We start from the raw sequence: 17,066 nt of genomic DNA, 5'->3' as shown, positions 1-17,066 counted from the left end.
CGACAACCGCCGCGTGGTCGCGGTAGGATGTGGATGAGCATGGATGGTCGCATGTAGAGGTGTTGTGGATGGTCACGCTGTATCTGTGGGTGCGAACGCTGCTTCCGCTGCTGGCGTTCGTGATCGCGTGGATGCTGCTGTCGCGCCTGATCAAGGCCCGCGTGGCGCGCCTTCCACGGGTGCCCTTGAACCTGCCCGAGCACAGCAGCAGCCCGCGCAGGAAGGACCGGCGCATCTACGCGCGCAAGCTGCGGCGCAGACCGGGCCTGCGCACCGCAACGCGTCCGGCCACCGCGCCGCGCAGCTGGAACCTCGCGGCGGTGTTCGTTTCGTTCTCTGCGTTGATTGCCGCCGTGCTGGTCATGCCGGATGGCGCGCGCTTCCAGGTGCTGGTCGAGAGCCTTACGGGCTACCCGGCCACGATTGCTGAAGTACATGTTCCCGCTGCCGGGCAGCCCTTCGTGCTGCAGGCGTGGCAGCCCGCACTGGCGCAGCTGTCACGGCCGGTAACAATGCGCTACCCGATCGGGCGCACCGGCGGCCAGCATGACGCGCACGCCACGCTACCGGTACAGGTGAGGCATCAGAGTGATCGGCTGCAGGTGGCTACGGCCGGGCCGGTGGATTCCGAGCTGCTGCGTGCAGAACTTGCGCGCTTGGCGGGGCTGCCGACGGAGGCAATCACCGTCCGCCAGAGCGAGATCTCGCCATGGCTGGAACCCGGCTGGACGCCGCTGGACGGCATGTAGATGCCGGGCCAGGCCAGGCCGCTGTTGCAGTAGATCCACGCCATGCGTGGATGGGCACCGTGCGAGGTCGAGCACGGCTCGACTCTACAGATCAGGACCCGCGCGGCAGCTTCGCGGCCCACATGTTGTCCACCAGATTCGGATAACGCCGGCCATTCTCTTCCGCCCGCTGCCGCGCCGCCTCTTTCTGTGCAGGCGACAGCGGCTGCGAGGTCTGGCCCTTGGGATTGGGCTTCTTCCACGGGGGTGTCTTGGTCTGGCGCATGGCCGCAGCTTACCGCTTCAGGAAGTTCAGCAGCGCCAGATTGAAGTGGTCCGCATGGCTGGTATTGCACCCATGTGGTGCGCCTTCCAGGATCACCACTTCGCTGCCCGGAATGGCCTGGTGCGTGCGCTGGCCCGAGCCTTCAAACGGCACGATGGCGTCGCTGTCACCGTGCAGGATCAGGGTTGGCACCGTGATCTTCTTCAGATCGTCGCGGAAGTCGGTAGTGGCAAACGCCTTCATGCAACCCAGCGCCGCCGTCTGGTCGGATTGATGGCAAAGCGCGATTGCGGCTTGGCGCTCATCCTCGGTGACCATCAGCTTGCCATCGGCACTGAAGAAATCGCGGGTGAAGCCATCGAAGAACGCCTCGCGATCCTTCTCCAGACCGCTACGCATTTCGTCGGCCTTGTCCTGTGTGAGCGGACCTTCCGGATTGTCCTCGCCGCGCAGCAGATACGGCGGCACCGCTGCTGCAAACACCACGCTGTGCAGGCGCTCCTGCCCGTGATTGGCCACATACCGCGCAACCTCACCGCCGCCCATCGAGAAACCGACCAGGGTCACGCCGCGCAGGTCATGTTCCTCGATCACCCCGGCCAGATCCGCCGCCAGCGTGTCGTAGTCGTAACCCTCGGCGGGCTTGTCGGAACGGCCGAAGCCGCGCCGGTCGTAGCTGATCACCCGGTGTTGGGCGTCGCGGAGGATCGACACCTGCGTCTTCCATGCGTCGGCGGAAAGCGGCCAACCGTGAATCAGAATGACCGGGCGGCCGTCGCCACCAGTGTCTTCAACGTGCAGGCGGACGCGGGAAGCAGGCATGGAAACTCCTGTGGAAGGGGAGGATTTCAGGCTACGGGCCGGCCCCTATCGCGACCGTGATGGAATCGCCGGCCGCCATGACATCCCCTGCACAGGCGACGCCGCTGGAGCCGGGCCGTCAATGCGGGCATTCACTCCGTGGAAGGGCCGTTTCGTCGGACGCCGGCTGCAGCGCCCCAAACGCCATGCGAGCCTGCGTGAACCCTCCCTGGAAACTCGCCATGCTGCTGCTCACCCTGCCCCTGCTGGCCGCCGGCCTCGCCGCCGCACCCGCGCCCTCCGATGACCTGCGCGAGCAGATCCGCCAGGCCGACACCCAGCTGTTCGCCGCCGCCTTCGAAGCCTGCGATGCCGACAAGGCCGCCGCGATGACCACCCAGGACATGGAGTTCTTCCATGACAAGGATGGCAAGTCGGCCAGCAGCCGCGAAGACTTCCGCCGCAGCGTGGCCAACATGTGCAGCAATGCGCGCAAGGGCGGCTGGAGCCTGCGCCGCGAGCGGGCGGAGCCTTCGCTGCAGGTGTTCCCGCTACACGACGAGCGGGCGCTGGAAATCGGCGACCACCGCTTCCATGAACGCGGCAAGGACGGCGTGGAGCGCTGGGTGGGCCAGGCCCGCTTCATCCAGGTCTGGCGTCGCGTGGACGGGCGCTGGTTGGCCGAGCGGGTGATCAGCTATGACCATCGGCCGGCAGACTGACTTCGCGGGCCGGATCTATACTTGGGGGGTTCACCCACGACCCACCGCTACCGTTCGATGGCCATGGCAGAGATCACCCCCAACCACCCCGACTATGGCCTCAATCAGCAGGTCCGCCAGGGCGTGGCCGCACTGGACGCGCAGCATGGCCGCCCGTTCGACCAGACCAGCGAGCGACTGACCGCCAGCCTGACTGTGCTCGCCCGCGAGCAGGGCCTGCAGCAGGTCGACCATGTGCTGGTCAGCAACGCCACGGCCAATCATCCGGCCGGGCATAACGTCTTCGTCGTGCAGGGCGACCCGGCCAATCCGGCGCACCTGCGCGCGATGATCCCGACGGCTGTGGCAGCGCAGACGCCGGTGGAGCAGTCGATGCAGAAGTTGGGGGTGGGTGTGCAGCCGCAGGTCGAAACCCAAGCGCAGGAGATGCAGAATCCTGCGCACCGGTTGGGGTGATGCTTCTCTGAAGCTATCTTCACGATTTACGGCATTTTCCAGTAATGGACCTCAATAGAGATAACGCCGCCCGGCTGACGTCTCGCCACAGAGTAAACACCGTTGGCGTGCATCAGCGTGCGATCGTCGGCGGGCAAGCCCGGATACTTGTCGGCTGCTTGATAATCGCCATAGTACGCAATCCAAAGCCCTACCCGCTCAAGCTCGGGTTGAAAATCCCTCAACTGTTGACTTGAGACAAGAAGCCCGCCGAACAATCCAACTACGCCCAGAAGCCGTGCCAGTGCGATGTTCTTCTTCCCTTCCAATCTACTCTTTACACGCCGGCCGACAGAAGGGATCAGCATCGCCAGAAGTGGCACTCCGAGCGCCACCAATCCCAACGTGATTTGCCAGACAACGGTCGCCAAGCCTACAAGCAACATTGCCAGCGTCAGCCAAACAAATATGTAAAGCGGAAGCGCTAGCGCTCCGGTAGCCATGACGAAATCCTGCCCCGGGAGACCGGTTGCGCTAGTCATGATGTTTCGCGCGATCATGGCCGCCACAAGAATAACCCCCAAGTGCAGCATCAGCATCAGCCTGCGCACATAGCCATACCTCCATGCCCCCTGAAGGACTGGGATAAGCCAGGTCATCAACCCCAGCGCCATCAATGTATAGCCTAGGACAAGAGCAGCCTGGAAGCTGTACTGATTCCCGGTTCTTACCACCTCGAAAATCCACACCGCCAGCAGTGATGCTCCGAGCAGGTAGAATTTTTTCTCCATATTCAGCGCTCTGAGGCGATCAACAGTGCGCGCAAGAATTTCCATGTTTTCCTGACCCAGTAGGAGCGGCCAGCATTCTGCAGGTTCATCCATTTGTTGACCACTGTGGATCAAGTCCACAGTGGCCACTCGTTCGACTCCTTACAACTGAATCCGCGCCACGCTCTCGTCAGCGCCCTTGTCATCCTTCTCGCCGTTCTTGATGCTCACGAACAACACGTTGTTCTTCGCATCCAGCGCCAGGCTGTTCGGGTGGGTCGGCACCGTGTAGGTGGCCACCTTCTGGTAGCTGTCACTGTTGTACGCCGTCACCGTACCGGCCTCGCGGTTGGTCACGTACAGGCGCTTGCGCGGTGCGTCCAGCAGGATGCCCAGCGGGCCGGCATCGGTCGGGATGCTGGCCAGTTCCTTGCCGGTGCTGCGGTCGAGCACCAGCACGCGCTGGCCCGGATGCTTGCTGACCAGGCCGCTGCTCTTGGCCTGGTAGCCACGCAGGAATTCCGAGCCCTGGTCGGTCACGAACAGGCGCTTGCCGGCCGGGTCCAGCGCGATGTTCATCGGCTGCTCGGCGGCGATCTTGTGCTGCGCCACCACCTTGTTCGAATCCGTGCCCACCACCACCAGGTCGGCCAGCAGGTTGCTGGTGTAAACGCGCTTGTTGGCGGCATCCAGCGCCAGGCCCGGCGCCTTGGCATTGCCCAGGCCGTCGATGGTGTTGATCACCTTCAGCGTGTTCGTATCGATCACGAACAGCACGCTGCTCACGTCCGGCTGGCTGCTGTGGCCGGTCACGTACAGGCGGTTGGCCGCGCTGTCGACCACCAGCTCGCGCAGGTCGTGGGTGTAGGCGGCCTTGCCGTCCTTGCCGGTCTTCTTCTCCATCAGCTGGATGGTGCCGACGGCCTTGTTCTGCGCGGTGTCGACCACGGTCACCGACAGGTCCACGGTGTTGCCCACGTACAGGCGGTTGTGGGCGTCATCCAGCACCACACCAAACGCCTTGCGCTCCAGCGGGATGCGGGTTTCCACGGCCAGCGTGGTCGGATTCAGGCGCAGCACCTGTGCCGGGCCGGCGTCATCGCCGAAGCCGCCGGAGGAGGCCACGAACACGGCGTTCTGCTTCGGGCTGTAGGCCAGCTCGTACAGGCCCTTGGCCACGGCCTGGCGCTGCACGGCGGCGGTAGCACTGGCAGCGGGTGAGTTGTCGGCGAATGCGGAGGGCACGCCGAGGCTGAGCGAAACGGCAACGGCCAGGGCGGCCGAGCGGAAGAGAGGATTACGGAACATGCGAGCGTCCTTGAATGGGCACGGGAAGGTGTCCTGGCTCGCTGGGCCGTACTGCGACGGCCCGCCCCGCATCTGTCTGCGCGGGGTGGGCTGGCTGGGGTTGCGGGGGAATGGTAGCAGGTGGGGGGCGTGGCGTGCGCCGGCGCGCGTATGGCAGACGCGCGGGTTACTGCTCCTTCAACCGCAGCGAATCGGCCACATCGGTCTTGGCCGCCACCTCGGTGGCGATGCTGGCGCGGCGGTGCCCTGGGTCATTGCGGTCGCCCTGCACGATGAAGATGCTCTCCGCCGCATGGCTGCTCTTGGTCGGCTGGCTGAGCAGCACGTGGTCCACGCGCGAGAGATTGTTCTGCTTGGCCAGCACCAGCAGGCTGGCGCTGATGCGCTGGCTGGCCGCATCGAACGGGCGGCCATGCGCGGCATCCAGTTCGGCCACTTTCTGGATCAGCTGCGAGAACAGGCGATGGTCCGGATGCGAGGGGTCCAGCAGCGTGCCGGCCACTTCAATCGGCGTCGGCGGCGGTTCATCGATCGCGCGGTCGCCCTGGCGATGATGCTCGGCCTCGCGCTCGGGCATCGCATGGTGGGTTTCGGCATTCAGATCGCTGCCCGGGAACGGCGCGGCAATGCACTGGATTTCCGGCAGGTTGAACAACACCGCGAACTCGCCCAGGTTGCTGCCGCCGTCCAGCGGCGCCGGCAGCGGATGCAGGCCCGCGTAGTGCAGCGCTGCCCAGACGAAATCGCTGCAGCGGTTGATGGTGGCCGGGCGATCCACATCGAATTCGAACTCGGCCGGCTCCTCGGCGAAATCACGCAGGCAGCCGTAGTGCTCCTCGGTGATTTCCACGGTGCGGCTGTAGTACGGGTCCAGATGTTCGTCGGCATCATCGTGGCGCACCTGCGCGTACTGCGCGCCGGTGGCGGCTTCGCCCGGCGCGTGGCGCGGTGGTGCGAAGCCGTAGCTGTGGGCCTCGTCGCCCGCGGCTACCTGCAGGTACATATGGCCGCGCGGCGAGATACCTCCACTCTTCAGTGGAGTGCCGGGCGCGGCCAGGTACAGCGTTGCGGTGTAGCGTGTTGCCTGCTCCATGCCTGTTCAGCCTTGATGGGTACTGCGGTCCTAGGCGGATGATGGCATAGGTGGGATGGGGGGCAGGTGGAAGAAGAGAGGACGCCGATCGCGACTTGCTGAATATGTGAGCCAGCATGCAGTAATGACCCCGCGGTGGCCGCGGTCCCGGCTGCGACTGGAGCTTGCCATCCCACCGTTCTATAGTCGTTTCGATCATGCAAGGGAATCGCCCATGAGCAGAGCACCGGCTTGCCGGCTTGCCTCCTTCGCCCTGGTGGCCGTGCTGAGCACCACCGCCTGCGCGAAGGCCCCATCCACGGAAAAGGATCCGAACGGAACCCCCATGTCCGAAACCGCAACCAGCCCACGTACGGTGGGCGGACAGACCTACACAATGCAGCCGGTGGAAGCTCGGCTTGGCTCGCACCGCTTCATGTTCCCGGCCAACCTCTACTACAACCAGACGGGCCCCTTGGCCGATGGGGGCGTCATGCTCACTTTGTTCTGGCCTGATTTCGATGCAGCGCCTCCTGGTGATCGCCCGGTGCGCAGCACGCAGGACAGCCGGCGGCAGGTACTGGTCGAGCTTAGGTACATCGATCGCGTTCCCATCCAGAACTATCTGGCACGTCGGTCCAGCAGTGAGGCCACCAGCGCGCCGGGGTCGCTGGAGCGAAGAGACCCGGTAGAGAATCTTGCGCTACGCGTTGCACAACCCGAGCGCTGGGGTCTGACGCCGTATGCGATTGACCCATCGTTGATGGCAGCCTATGCAAAGGACTCGGAGGCTGCACTGGGCAGGCCTTACGTGCACAACCCGGGGATGGAGCCAGACTGGTATGTGGCCCGCTCGGCGGAGGGGCAACTGACAACGTTCATCAGCTGCGACCCGGCAGACCGCATTCCTGACGGACTTGTAGTTCAGGGAAAGACACTTGAACGCGCCGGCGAAGGCCAGATCGCAATGTGCCGCCATTCCATCGTGGACGTGGGCGACAGCATCGCCATCGAGATGAACTATGCACGCGTCATGCTGAGCGACTGGCAGCGCCTGGAAACCAGCGTGCGTGATCTTCTGAGCCGCTATCGCGTTCAGCCGTAAACCGCATCTCAAGGATGAATCATGAGCGGACTTACCGATAAGGACATTCGTGTCCTGTCCTCCTACGCGAAGGAGGGAAATCGCGAGCTGTATTGGAACTATCTCGCGCAGCTTCCCGATAATGATGGCTATGGGCTGCTGGCGTTGGGTGTTGTGCGCAACGACAGCCTCCCCGGCCGGGTGGCCAACAGCTTTGCAACCGCCGTTGCCGAGCAGCAGGCCACGCTGTTCGGCAACGAGAAGAACGTCGCGTTCACCGAGCGCAGGCAAGAAACCTTCGGCCAGGATCTGATCAGGAACGACCTGGCGGAGCGCAGAAGTTGGATGGAGGCCGGCAGGCCCGATCTGGCACTCAACCTGCCCTACACGAGCACGCTCAAATCCCACGATGTTTCGTTCGAAAAGAACGACCTCAATGTGAACTGCTGGACGCCACGCTTGCTGCTGGTGTCCACGGAGCACAGACGCGGCGAGCAGGCAGCCGAAAAGGTCTGGCAGAACATGCTAGACAACAGCGCTGCCGGCGCATTCCGTGCCGGCAAGACAGCAGTCAGCGTGCACTTGGACATGCCGCAACCCGCTGGACATTTCTACTTCGTTGAGCTGAGCAAGTTCGAGGGCGCAGCGCTCCTGCAGCGCGACGCCGTCGATCCGAACGTGATTGGTACCAAGTTCGACTATCACAGCTACGACCCCAAGGACGGCAGCTGGAACCGCACAGTGGGCGCTCCCCCGCTGGATAGAACAACCAAAGAGACCGATCCCGCCGAGATTTCCGCGTTGAACGAGACCCGCGAGGTTCGCCTGGAGCGCGAGGTCAAGGCGAAGCAGTTTCATCCTGAAGATCCCTACAGAGAGATCGCCAAGAGCCCGCGCGTGGTGTCTACGCAGGAGCCCGAGCCTCTCTTTACGGAAGGACGCCGAATCGCGGCGATAGAGCCAGGCAGCCCGGAATATGCCCTCCATCAGCAGATTCGCCAGGGCGTCGCTGCACTGGACGAGAAGCACGGCCGCCTCTTCGACGCGACCAGTGAGAACCTCGCCGCCAGCCTGACAGTGAGGGCACGCGAGCAGGGTCTGGAACAGGTGGACCATGTGGTGCTGAGCAACGCCACGGCCAATCAGCCGGCGGGTCACACCATCTTTGTTGTGCAAGGCGACCTATCTGACCCCGCCCACCTGCGTGCAGGGATGCCCACTGCCGTGGCTGCACAAACGCCGGTGGCTGAGTCGCTGCAGCAACTGGCTGTGGTGGGCGATCAGCGCGAGCTCGCCCGCCAGAATGAGCAGCAGGCGCTGGATGCACGTACGCAGGAACAGCAGAGCCACGCCATGCGCATGGGCTGAGCGCCCCAGGTTGAGGCGGCCTCCCTCTGCGCCAGGGATCTCAGTCCCTGAGACCTTCCCAGGTCATCCTCCCCTGCTTCGGGAGGATGACCGTGACCAAGATCGAACCCGCATGGCTGGAAGCCTTCGACAAGGAGCTGCTCCACCTGTTCGCCATCGACCATAGCGATGCCGGCATGGATGAGTACCTGCTGGGCTGCTACGCAGACCTACCGCCGCGTGATGCGGCGCTGGCGTTCGGCAGCGACTACGACCTGGAGCGCGACGACGCGCTGTGGCCACGGCCGGGCGTGGCGCTGCAAAGTTAAGCCGTGTCGCAATCGGCACGCTGCGCGTATCAGCCCGATGGACTATGTGTCGCTTTTGGGATCCCGAGCGGCTGCAAACCGTACATTTTGATGCGCATTCGGGCGGTAACTTAACACCGGCCGAAACCACTGCACCGCAAGGGTTCTGTCACGCGCGCGCCATGCAACAATGCCGTAAGCGTCAGCATTTGCGGCCTCTGCGGCCTACGGTTTCTTGGCATCTCGCAACCATGCGAGTACACCTTGGCGTGCCACCGGAAAAGGGTGGCGCGGGGTTCGAAAGCCCGCTCAGTAACCTTGTGTTTTGCGCTTGTCAGCCGGCGTCACCTTTTGTGTGGCGCCGGCTGGCAATCCGTTCGCGTTCCATGGCGGGCGGTGCGTGGGGGTCTTCGGACCCACCGGCTTGGTTACTGTCCGGCTTTCGAACCACGCACCGTCCGCCGCCTCTATCGGTGGCGTTGCTATCTGTCCTGTACGGAGCATTGCCATGAACACATCGGACTTCCGTTCCCTGCACGCGCAGTACGATCCGGACAACGCCGAACCCGAGCGCGAACCGTCCGTCGATCCCAACGCCTTCGTCGCCACGCTGCATCGCATCGGAACCGGTGCGGCTGCGGACGGCCAGCCTTGGCCCGAGCGGCATCAACTGCCTGGGCGGTGTCTTCAGCTGGCGGATGCGGATTGCGCACTGGCCGGGCTGCGCGTGGTGGCGGAGCTGATGCTGGCTGCGGAGCGGACTCGGCAGAATGGCGCGCCCGAGGAGTACCTGGGGGATCGGGTGATGGAAGGGTTGAAGATGGCGTGTGTGGCGTTGACGGCGCAGGTGGCTGAGCGGCTGCACGTGCGGGAGTAGAGCCGAAGGCTTGAAGCCTAGGCACTAGCCTGTCGGCTGTCGTGGCAGTCCATTCTGCGTTCGCCTCCGATCTACAGGGCTTCCAATGAAGTCTCTGAGGTACGCCAATGTGTACGTGGCAGCGCTTATGGGTGCTGCGCTCGCCAACCTCTATCTGCCCAAAGGGGAGTTGGAGCTAAAGACCTACACCAAGGTCTCTGCCGCTGAGTTCGCAGCAATGCGCGAGGAAGCATTGCGCCTAGTCGCTGAAGATGCAGCGCCGGGTGCCGGACGCTTTGAGAATAGCTACTTTGAACTTAGCTGTCGTGGCGAGCCTACCCTCCTGGTGGATAACTCGTTGGAGCAGCTTGTGATTGTGCTGTATGCGGGTGGGGAGATTGATGCCCCCTGCGATGTTCCGATGACGTCGCATCGGAGTGGGCGGATTGTGCCGAAGTAGCCGATCAGTGGGATCGAAGCCAAAAGACTGGTGCCAAGGCTCTACAAGGCCACCGACTTGCCTGGGACTTCGCAAGCGGACCGATCCGGCCCGCTTGATTGTGGGGCAACATTGCTCGTCAACGCGCCAGGTGGCGATGGCGCTACACAATGACTAGGCCCAGGGCAGCACTCTGCTGCGGCGACCGATATTCAACCCCAGGGACGCCGGATGTCGAGGTCAGCCACCATCGAATTGGGATCCGACCGTATTGTATGTGGTAGCTGGCAGCACAAAGTAAAGGGAGAACACCGGCCAAACCATCCACTGTTCAGATCTTTCGCCTGCCCGCGTAGAGCGCCAAATCATCTGCCGTGATACTCGCCGAGGAAACCAGCTCATAGTGCTCCTCGGATACCACCTTGATTTCCTCATCCTGCATGGCAAGCTCAAACATCGCAATCTTGTTTGCATTGATGAACTGTGCAGAGACAGGCCTACAGACAAGACCAGGGAACTTCTCACGGCAGCACGCGATATCCTGCTCTGTCTGCTGCCTCCCATGCTTATCTTTGCCACCCTTTGCTTGAACCGGGATTACATACTGGCAACCATGACGATCCAGTCCCACATAAAGCTCATCAATTTCAATCTGGCCGATATTCTTTACCGTCGTACGCAGGTGATTCTGAAGCGATGACGCTGTGATTCCAAGGAAAACATCCACCAACCGGTTGTAGCGAACTTTCGCAAGCAGGGCCTGTTCGTCGCCAAGCGCATGCGCCTGAATAATCTCCGGTGTCGCGTCAGGGATCTTTACGACAAGCTGATTCGCCCTTGGCTCAATAGAGAGCGGGCGCTCCAGGCGGAACTCGTACTTGGCGCGACCGACGCTGTAGATTGCCCACTGCAGCCCAACGGGCGCCGTCTGCAGGATGGAATCGGGCAGGCTGTTTCTGTACTTGAACGAGTAGATGGTGTCGCCAAGGTTCTTCGGGAGGCGCACCCCTCGCTCGGTAGCCGCCTTGTCAAGGTCTTCCCGCTCGAAAGGCACCCGTGTGGCACCCGCCTGGTACCCCTTGAAGAAGGTTACCTCGATGAGCTCAGCGTAGAGATTTGGCTTTTCGGCTTTCCTGGGTGGGGTCACAGTCTCTTCCTTTGTAGATCCGATCAGCCTGAAGCTGATGTGGCGGCGCCAGGCCGGCAGGTGCCGCCGCTCTGACCATCCAGGCTACTCTAGCCCAAGCTTTGACCCGGCGGTCAACTGTTCATCTTGCCGCTCTCACGCTATGAGACCGTGCGCGTCTAGCATCCCCGACCCCACCATACCTACCCAGAGGCTGGTACTTCTCCGATCGACATCGGGCCGTGCCAGCCCTATAATTGGCACCATGACCAGACCCATCGGAATAGATCTTTTCGCCGGCGCCGGCGGCCTCAGCCTCGGCTTCGAGCAGGCCGGCTTCGATGTAGTGGCCGCAGTGGAGATCGACCCTGTGCATGCCGCCGTTCACGCGTTCAACTTCCCGAACTGCGCGGTGATCCCGCGGTCAGTGACGGACCTGACGGGTGAGCAGATTCGCGCGGCCGCGAAGGTGGGAGACAGCAAGATTGACGTCGTCTTTGGCGGCGCCCCCTGCCAAGGATTCTCCCTGATGGGCCAGCGTGCGCTGGACGATCCGCGCAACTCACTGGTGAAGGACTTCGTCCGCATCGTTCGTGAGCTGGATTCGGACTACTTCGTCTTCGAAAACGTGAAGGGACTGACGCTCGGCAAGCATCGGCGCTTCCTGGAAGAACTGATCGAGGAGTTCGATGCTGCCGGCTACCAGGTGGTCACTGAGTGGAAGGTACTGAACGCCTATTCCTATGGCGTTCCGCAGGACCGGCAGCGCCTGTTCCTAATGGGAGCCAAGCGCGGCCTGAAGGTGCCGAGCTATCCCGCTGCTCTTACGGCGAAGCCGGGCACCAAGGGTTCCTCCCTTCCCTTCGGCCCCACCTGTAAGGATGCGCTGGACGATCTTCCAGACGCCGAGCGCTTCCAGGAGCTGAATGTCACTGATGAAGTCCGGATCAGGAAGACGGGCAAGCCCAGTGCGTACGCTTCGCGGATGCGATGCGATGAGTCGGATGGCTGGGCATTCGGATACCGACGCGACTGGGATTCGGCCGTCATGACGTCCAGCATGCGCTCAAACCACAGCGATGTGTCGCGCGAGCGCTTTGCGGAGACGGTTGCAGGCCAGGTTGAGCCCATCTCCCGCTTCCTCAAGCTCCCTCCGAAGGGCGTCAGCAACACGCTGCGGGCGGGAACGGATTCTGCACGTGGCGCGTTCACCAGCCCCCGACCGATCCACTACAAATGGAACCGGTGCGTGACCGTGCGCGAAATGGCGCGCCTCCACGGGTTCCCGGACTGGTTCCGCTTCCATGAAACCAAGTGGCATGGCGCTCGCCAGATTGGCAACTCGGTTCCGCCGCCATTGGCGCGAGCCGTGGCAGGCGAGATCATGAAGGCTGCCGGGCTGCGCCCCAGTAGGCCGAGGAAGGTGCTGAACCTTGGCGCCAGAGAGCTGCTGAGCATGAACCTTGCTCAAGCGGCAGCCTATTGGGGAATTGTTAGTCCGATTGGTCAGCGGGACAGGAAGAGCGGGGCGAAGAAGACGAAGCAGATCTCTGCCAATCCCAATCAGCTGCCTATTGTGGTGTAGAAGTAGTGCTGACCCACCAGAAGTTATGGATGCTCAGAAACCGCGCAGCGAGCAGCGCCGTTGATATGCAACTGGCAGCGAATCATTATCATGACCATCCCAACGGACGGAGCTGTAGAGAATAATCGCTGCAGCCGAGTAAATTCGGCCGCTCCACCTCCAAGCGTGCATTGATTCGCCACTTCACTCGCTGCATCTTTAGTGCCCTGATAGATCACACTGAATCAGCGGTGTCGCATAAGCTCCTAAGATCATGCTCCAGATAGCGCGGCGCCTCACCAGGAACGAGTGTCGGTATTATTTATGAACTGGCTTACGTCGGTGAAGTTCTCCGGTAGGCCAACTGCTGGCTTTAACCTCCAGGCTGCTATCGGAGACGCTGGTGGCACTAGCTCCTCGCCAGAACCTCAGCAGTTGCCCAGCGAATAGCCTGACGTGGATACAGTTAAGCAACGTTCGCTAAGAACAGCCCAGCCCCCTTCGGGCCGCGTGGTGGTGGCATTGGTGTTCAGGACTTTGCTAGATACACACTAGCGCAATTACGATCCAGGTCTTTCCATGTGGCGCCCACTGAGCCGCGGCGGGCGTAAGAACTTGCTTCCATCGCCACCCTTTGCACCCTGCCGCTCGGGTTTAGACAAATCACCCAGCCATTGGATCCCGCCGCATACATGCGAGAGCTAAGTGCGGACCTGGGGACACCAATTTGCGCAAGTCAATCCAATACCATGAGATAGCACCCGATCATCTGATTGAACGCCTCGGACTAGATCATCCGTAGCATTCACTCTCCTTTGAAGCTGAAGTATTTACATCCTTTCGGATCCATAGCAGCAAGCCGCATCTTAGTACGATCAGCCCCGGGGAGACATCCATACCTCCGTTTCCCTTGGAGCCTAGTGAGCGTTTGTGGGAAACTGACGAAATCACCACTTGAAACGTCGCAGATGGCACTCCCCAAAGGCAGCAAGAGTGAAGAGGAAGCATACTCGGACTACGACTGGGTGATTGTTACACTCTATCGGAAACTGACCAAAAATTACTCTAAGAGCACCATCCCCTCACAGATAGACTTTTCATTGGATGATGTCAGAACGGCTGTCCGTGAATCCGTTGCGGCGGGGAGAATACCAAAAATAATAAAGAACGTCGCAGATATCAAGTATACCTACGACGCTCGACGTGATTTCCCAGCGGAGATGACACAGGCGTTCCCAATTACTTGGCTTTCGCACAAAAAGGGCCAGTACTACTTCAGAAGAACAAAGCGGAAGAACATTATTGACCTTAGCTCAATATGTAAAAAAATTCCTCGCCTTGAGTACGTCGTTGATCAGACCCCCGTTTTTAACTCAAAACTAATGGGAAATGACGAACAAGCGGTATTCGCCAGAGTAAGATACGCCGGCATATTCAATCAGCTTCTTGGCTTCCAAGCCAACCCTGTCCAGGGACATCACCGAACAAGCGTGCACTACGGCCAAGTAGAGGTGGATGAGGTTCAGGCTGGCCTCGATGGACAGGTAGGAGTGATTGTTCCAATTTCAGGAAAGGGGGGGCAGGACAAGTTGTCATGGTCGCAAGCTCTAAACTTGAATACCTATGGCACAGCTTGCCTCAAGCGTTACGGCGTCATATCGCCGCCATTGACAGGCACAAAGGTACGCAGCCTTTGTCTTTGGATGGACAAGAAGAGTTCTGAAATTTGGATCGTTGAGTTCTCAGAGCAAGATGATGACATAGACAAGATCGAGGCTGTGATGACACGCCGATTCAAGTTTGTCTAGCCGCGCCTGTTAGAGGCCTTACTCAACTGCACGCTCCTTCTCACGCTCAGTAGCATGCATCTTGACTTACCATTCTTCGTGCTAAGCCCCGCAGCAATGCACCACTACTTATGCTCGGGGTAAGAGGTTAATGCAAGGGCGCAGCCCGCCCGTGAGGTCATCAGCGTCCGCGTCTGATGACTATGCCGCTGATTGTGGAAAGTGATCAAGTTAAGCCCCCCCCCAAAATAGAGTGTACTGCTTTCTCGGAAAAGGGTGACGCTCATACCCTGGAAACAAACCCTCCTAATTGATGCAAGCACATTAGATTCTGGAAACATCGCCCTCAATTTACACGCACCTCGTTGAGCCGGCCTATAGAGCTACAGGATTATTCAATCAAGACAGATCCTATTGATGCAGTGAAATAATAAAATTCCTTCACATCATCTGCCAACTGGCTGCACGAACCACGCTAAAGCCTAACGAGCAGAGCGACCGACGAAGGCAAACAAACTGATTTTATCTAATACTACTTAACTAGCAATTGAACAGTCGTCGCCAGTTAACAGTGACGACTATTCAGAAAGCGGCAATACCTCTACCAGTCGAAATTAAATTTTAACAGGCTGTATATTCAAATAAGAGCAAAAAGTCGCCAGCCGAGCGCGGATGTTCGAAGCGTCATTGGTGCCTTGTTGAGACAAGCGATCATATTCAAGCAACTCATAATCCGCCTGTTCAAAATTGTGCTCCGCCAAATCTCGATTACCTCGCACTTTTTGCCTGAAATCAAGAAACTCTCTCCTCGAGATGTTCCTATTAGCAGCCATCGCACTTTTAAATACCAAATAATACAGCACAACGTTGCCTTGCGATCTAAGGAGTTCATCCTTGTCCGAGAATACGCGACACATTTCTAATAGTCCGCTCTCAACAGACACCTTCATATCTGCAACTGCGAGCTGGTGGCCTTGCTTGTAATTCCTGGCCATCGCATCGATGTATTCTTTCTTGGTATCGGCAATTTTCCCCTGAGTTAGCAACCCCTGCTCAATAAGTAGCAGCCTAGCTGCCGACTCACGATGCTGGAAGCGTTTATCTCCAAAGGAAACGAATCGCTTGAAGAATTCATGGCTTCCAACAGAGCGAATCGCAGCGACCATATCACCGCCAATCGCATTGCGCTTCTCCGCCGCATTCAGAGGAACAGCTTCATTTAGCCTGGAGAACATGTCCTCGATTAGCTCCAGATCGTCCGTTTCTACGCAGGTTATCGGCAAGACAAAGCTATCGAAACGAATTCGTATTTTCGGATTGCTGTGAGCAAGGTCACTGTAGCTCAACCCAGATAGGTTTACAGACGGGTCATCCTGATAATCAAACTCATCTGACAGCGTCCATTGCCCATCCATAAACTGCCAGATGGTCTCAAGGCGCTGCTTGCCATCAATAATCGCGTACGTGTACCCAGCAATCTCTCGTTGCTCGCGGGTAAGCTTGTGCAAATATATCTTTGGTATGTCGTACCCGTTCAGTATTGAATCAATTAGAAGCCTCTTCTTCTCAGGCGTCCAAACTCCTCCACCACGCTGGTAGTCAGGACTATTATTTATATCCGCCCTCTCCGAATAAATGCGCATTATTGTTGCGTGCTGCATCGGATACGTTTCGATATAGCTCACTTAATAGACCCCCTAATATTATCGCCAATACTCGCAAGCTCTGGAAATATGGAGAACTTATTGAATCCAAGCAATGAAATTTCTTTCTTCAGTGCGGCAACGGAATTTCCCATTACCCGATACTTAAAGAAATGATTGCCATCGCCCAACTTCTCAAGCGGAGTCTGATCTAAATGGTGGATAGTGAATACGCCAAGCTGCGCCTGAATTCTTGCATTGTTTCTGGTGGCTATTGCCGCGATGGGTGATAGTTGAGTTCGCCTTGGACCGCTACTTAATGAGTCAACGGTATAGTTGATGAGCTCCCCATCCTCAAATGATGGGATGAAGAACTCTTCTTCAGCGTCGTTAATCTTCGCGATCTTATTTAGCTCCGACGGCTTGAGAACCCACAATGCGCCGTCAAGACCTTCTTGCATTTCAGAAACCACAAAGTACAAAGCGATTAGCGGACTCTCCGTCCAGTCAAGCAATCGAGTGGGAATTCCATAGTGCTGCATTAGAAATTGCCAGTCGAAGCTTGCAGCTGGATCCTTCGAAAGAAGCATCGCGGCTGACTGCCGAAACCTCTTCAGAAGCGTTGTTTCCGGCGGTGGAGCGTTCAGCCTGTAGTAGCCCGGTGTAAGGGTCCAATCAAATGCGGCTTGCCCCCGAAACCAAACACTCCCTCCGTATCCATCCACATCAGCAGCCAGTGCCTTCAGAAGATCTGACACGCTAGATATTTCTCGAACCACCACGCCCCCCT

18 protein-coding genes are annotated in these 17,066 nt (G+C 59.6%); 10 read left to right on the top strand and 8 right to left on the bottom strand.

Translation table 11 applies throughout. The features are described from left to right. Nucleotides 1–68: 68 nt before the first annotated feature. Nucleotides 69–749, top strand: a complete 681-nt coding sequence (locus AC5P7E_RS15520) for a hypothetical protein (RefSeq protein WP_024958109.1) — start codon at nucleotides 69–71, stop codon at nucleotides 747–749. Nucleotides 750–840: 91 nt separating this feature from the next. Here the strand turns inward: AC5P7E_RS15520 and AC5P7E_RS15515 are convergent, their stop codons facing one another. Both AC5P7E_RS15515 and AC5P7E_RS15510 read right to left on the bottom strand, forming a co-directional pair. After that, nucleotides 841–1,014, bottom strand: a complete 174-nt coding sequence (locus tag AC5P7E_RS15515; protein WP_005412082.1) for a hypothetical protein — start codon at nucleotides 1,012–1,014, stop codon at nucleotides 841–843. A gap of 9 nt (nucleotides 1,015–1,023) precedes the next feature. Next, complete coding sequence (locus tag AC5P7E_RS15510; protein WP_024958110.1) at nucleotides 1,024–1,836, bottom strand: alpha/beta fold hydrolase; 813 nt, start codon at nucleotides 1,834–1,836, stop codon at nucleotides 1,024–1,026. A 221-nt stretch (nucleotides 1,837–2,057) separates the two neighbouring features. Here AC5P7E_RS15510 and AC5P7E_RS15505 point away from each other — a divergent pair, with 221 nt between their 5' ends. Next, nucleotides 2,058–2,537, top strand: a complete 480-nt coding sequence (locus AC5P7E_RS15505) for a DUF4440 domain-containing protein (protein WP_024958111.1) — start codon at nucleotides 2,058–2,060, stop codon at nucleotides 2,535–2,537. A gap of 63 nt (nucleotides 2,538–2,600) precedes the next feature. Continuing rightward, nucleotides 2,601–2,993, top strand: coding sequence for an XVIPCD domain-containing protein (locus AC5P7E_RS15500; protein ID WP_024958112.1), 393 nt, complete (start codon nucleotides 2,601–2,603; stop codon nucleotides 2,991–2,993). A gap of 26 nt (nucleotides 2,994–3,019) precedes the next feature. On the opposite strand, the gene AC5P7E_RS15495 is transcribed toward AC5P7E_RS15500, so the two are convergent. The 3 genes from AC5P7E_RS15495 to AC5P7E_RS15485 all read right to left on the bottom strand — a co-directional run bounded on the left by AC5P7E_RS15495 (nucleotide 3,020) and on the right by AC5P7E_RS15485 (nucleotide 6,143). After that, nucleotides 3,020–3,892: a hypothetical protein gene (locus AC5P7E_RS15495; protein WP_095052028.1), complete on the bottom strand. Its 873-nt coding sequence runs from the start codon at nucleotides 3,890–3,892 to the stop codon at nucleotides 3,020–3,022. Nucleotides 3,893–3,904: 12 nt separating this feature from the next. Beyond that, complete coding sequence (locus tag AC5P7E_RS15490; protein WP_114618936.1) at nucleotides 3,905–5,050, bottom strand: YncE family protein; 1,146 nt, start codon at nucleotides 5,048–5,050, stop codon at nucleotides 3,905–3,907. A gap of 166 nt (nucleotides 5,051–5,216) precedes the next feature. Continuing rightward, nucleotides 5,217–6,143, bottom strand: coding sequence for an XVIPCD domain-containing protein (locus tag AC5P7E_RS15485; RefSeq protein ID WP_114618935.1), 927 nt, complete (start codon nucleotides 6,141–6,143; stop codon nucleotides 5,217–5,219). 214 nt (nucleotides 6,144–6,357) lie between these two features. Between AC5P7E_RS15485 and AC5P7E_RS15480 the strand changes: the two genes are divergently transcribed. The 5 genes from AC5P7E_RS15480 to AC5P7E_RS15460 all read left to right on the top strand — a co-directional run bounded on the left by AC5P7E_RS15480 (nucleotide 6,358) and on the right by AC5P7E_RS15460 (nucleotide 10,177). Continuing rightward, a complete protein-coding gene (locus AC5P7E_RS15480) occupies nucleotides 6,358–7,227 on the top strand; it encodes a hypothetical protein (protein WP_114618934.1) in 870 nt (289 codons plus the stop codon). A gap of 21 nt (nucleotides 7,228–7,248) precedes the next feature. Next, nucleotides 7,249–8,574, top strand: a complete 1,326-nt coding sequence (locus AC5P7E_RS15475) for an XVIPCD domain-containing protein (RefSeq protein ID WP_114618933.1) — start codon at nucleotides 7,249–7,251, stop codon at nucleotides 8,572–8,574. Between the two features lie 86 nt (nucleotides 8,575–8,660). Beyond that, nucleotides 8,661–8,882 (top strand): hypothetical protein, encoded by a 222-nt coding sequence (locus tag AC5P7E_RS15470; protein WP_012478976.1) that lies wholly within the window; start codon nucleotides 8,661–8,663, stop codon nucleotides 8,880–8,882. 487 nt (nucleotides 8,883–9,369) lie between these two features. After that, a complete protein-coding gene (locus AC5P7E_RS15465) occupies nucleotides 9,370–9,738 on the top strand; it encodes a hypothetical protein (protein WP_049412215.1) in 369 nt (122 codons plus the stop codon). A 127-nt stretch (nucleotides 9,739–9,865) separates the two neighbouring features. After that, nucleotides 9,866–10,177, top strand: a complete 312-nt coding sequence (locus AC5P7E_RS15460; protein WP_231347541.1) for a hypothetical protein — start codon at nucleotides 9,866–9,868, stop codon at nucleotides 10,175–10,177. A 310-nt stretch (nucleotides 10,178–10,487) separates the two neighbouring features. Here AC5P7E_RS15460 and AC5P7E_RS15455 read toward each other — a convergent pair whose 3' ends face one another. After that, a complete protein-coding gene (locus tag AC5P7E_RS15455) occupies nucleotides 10,488–11,303 on the bottom strand; it encodes an endonuclease (RefSeq protein ID WP_114618931.1) in 816 nt (271 codons plus the stop codon). A 244-nt stretch (nucleotides 11,304–11,547) separates the two neighbouring features. Between AC5P7E_RS15455 and AC5P7E_RS15450 the strand changes: the two genes are divergently transcribed. After that, a complete protein-coding gene (locus tag AC5P7E_RS15450; protein WP_114618930.1) occupies nucleotides 11,548–12,867 on the top strand; it encodes a DNA cytosine methyltransferase in 1,320 nt (439 codons plus the stop codon). 947 nt (nucleotides 12,868–13,814) lie between these two features. Next, complete coding sequence (locus AC5P7E_RS15445) at nucleotides 13,815–14,654, top strand: hypothetical protein (RefSeq protein WP_162792564.1); 840 nt, start codon at nucleotides 13,815–13,817, stop codon at nucleotides 14,652–14,654. 593 nt (nucleotides 14,655–15,247) lie between these two features. Here AC5P7E_RS15445 and AC5P7E_RS15440 read toward each other — a convergent pair. Both AC5P7E_RS15440 and AC5P7E_RS15435 read right to left on the bottom strand, forming a co-directional pair. After that, entirely contained in the window at nucleotides 15,248–16,318 is a 1,071-nt protein-coding gene (locus AC5P7E_RS15440) for a GmrSD restriction endonuclease domain-containing protein (RefSeq protein WP_114618929.1), read from the bottom strand. Further along, a complete protein-coding gene (locus AC5P7E_RS15435; RefSeq protein ID WP_197590253.1) occupies nucleotides 16,315–17,034 on the bottom strand; it encodes an FRG domain-containing protein in 720 nt (239 codons plus the stop codon). Before AC5P7E_RS15435 ends, AC5P7E_RS15440 begins: the two co-directional genes overlap by 4 nt. Between the last annotated feature and the right edge of the window lie 32 nt (nucleotides 17,035–17,066).

The organism is Stenotrophomonas sp. YJH_SMC_25, assembly GCF_059369595.1.
The sequence above is the reverse complement of the archived record's forward strand: the minus strand, read 5'-3'. Positions and strand labels throughout refer to the sequence as shown.

Bases quoted from the DNA above. Each gene is read 5' to 3' on its own strand.
- AC5P7E_RS15520 (WP_024958109.1), top strand. From the start codon at position 69: ATGGTCACGCTGTATCTGTGGGTGCGAACGCTGCTTCCGCTGCTGGCG.
- AC5P7E_RS15515 (WP_005412082.1), bottom strand. From the start codon at position 1,014: ATGCGCCAGACCAAGACACCCCCGTGGAAGAAGCCCAATCCCAAGGGC.
- AC5P7E_RS15510 (WP_024958110.1), bottom strand. From the start codon at position 1,836: ATGCCTGCTTCCCGCGTCCGCCTGCACGTTGAAGACACTGGTGGCGAC.
- AC5P7E_RS15505 (WP_024958111.1), top strand. From the start codon at position 2,058: ATGCTGCTGCTCACCCTGCCCCTGCTGGCCGCCGGCCTCGCCGCCGCA.
- AC5P7E_RS15500 (WP_024958112.1), top strand. From the start codon at position 2,601: ATGGCAGAGATCACCCCCAACCACCCCGACTATGGCCTCAATCAGCAG.
- AC5P7E_RS15490 (WP_114618936.1), bottom strand. From the start codon at position 5,050: ATGTTCCGTAATCCTCTCTTCCGCTCGGCCGCCCTGGCCGTTGCCGTT.
- AC5P7E_RS15485 (WP_114618935.1), bottom strand. From the start codon at position 6,143: ATGGAGCAGGCAACACGCTACACCGCAACGCTGTACCTGGCCGCGCCC.
- AC5P7E_RS15480 (WP_114618934.1), top strand. From the start codon at position 6,358: ATGAGCAGAGCACCGGCTTGCCGGCTTGCCTCCTTCGCCCTGGTGGCC.
- AC5P7E_RS15475 (WP_114618933.1), top strand. From the start codon at position 7,249: ATGAGCGGACTTACCGATAAGGACATTCGTGTCCTGTCCTCCTACGCG.
- AC5P7E_RS15470 (WP_012478976.1), top strand. From the start codon at position 8,661: ATGACCGTGACCAAGATCGAACCCGCATGGCTGGAAGCCTTCGACAAG.
- AC5P7E_RS15465 (WP_049412215.1), top strand. From the start codon at position 9,370: ATGAACACATCGGACTTCCGTTCCCTGCACGCGCAGTACGATCCGGAC.
- AC5P7E_RS15460 (WP_231347541.1), top strand. From the start codon at position 9,866: ATGGGTGCTGCGCTCGCCAACCTCTATCTGCCCAAAGGGGAGTTGGAG.
- AC5P7E_RS15450 (WP_114618930.1), top strand. From the start codon at position 11,548: ATGACCAGACCCATCGGAATAGATCTTTTCGCCGGCGCCGGCGGCCTC.
- AC5P7E_RS15445 (WP_162792564.1), top strand. From the start codon at position 13,815: ATGGCACTCCCCAAAGGCAGCAAGAGTGAAGAGGAAGCATACTCGGAC.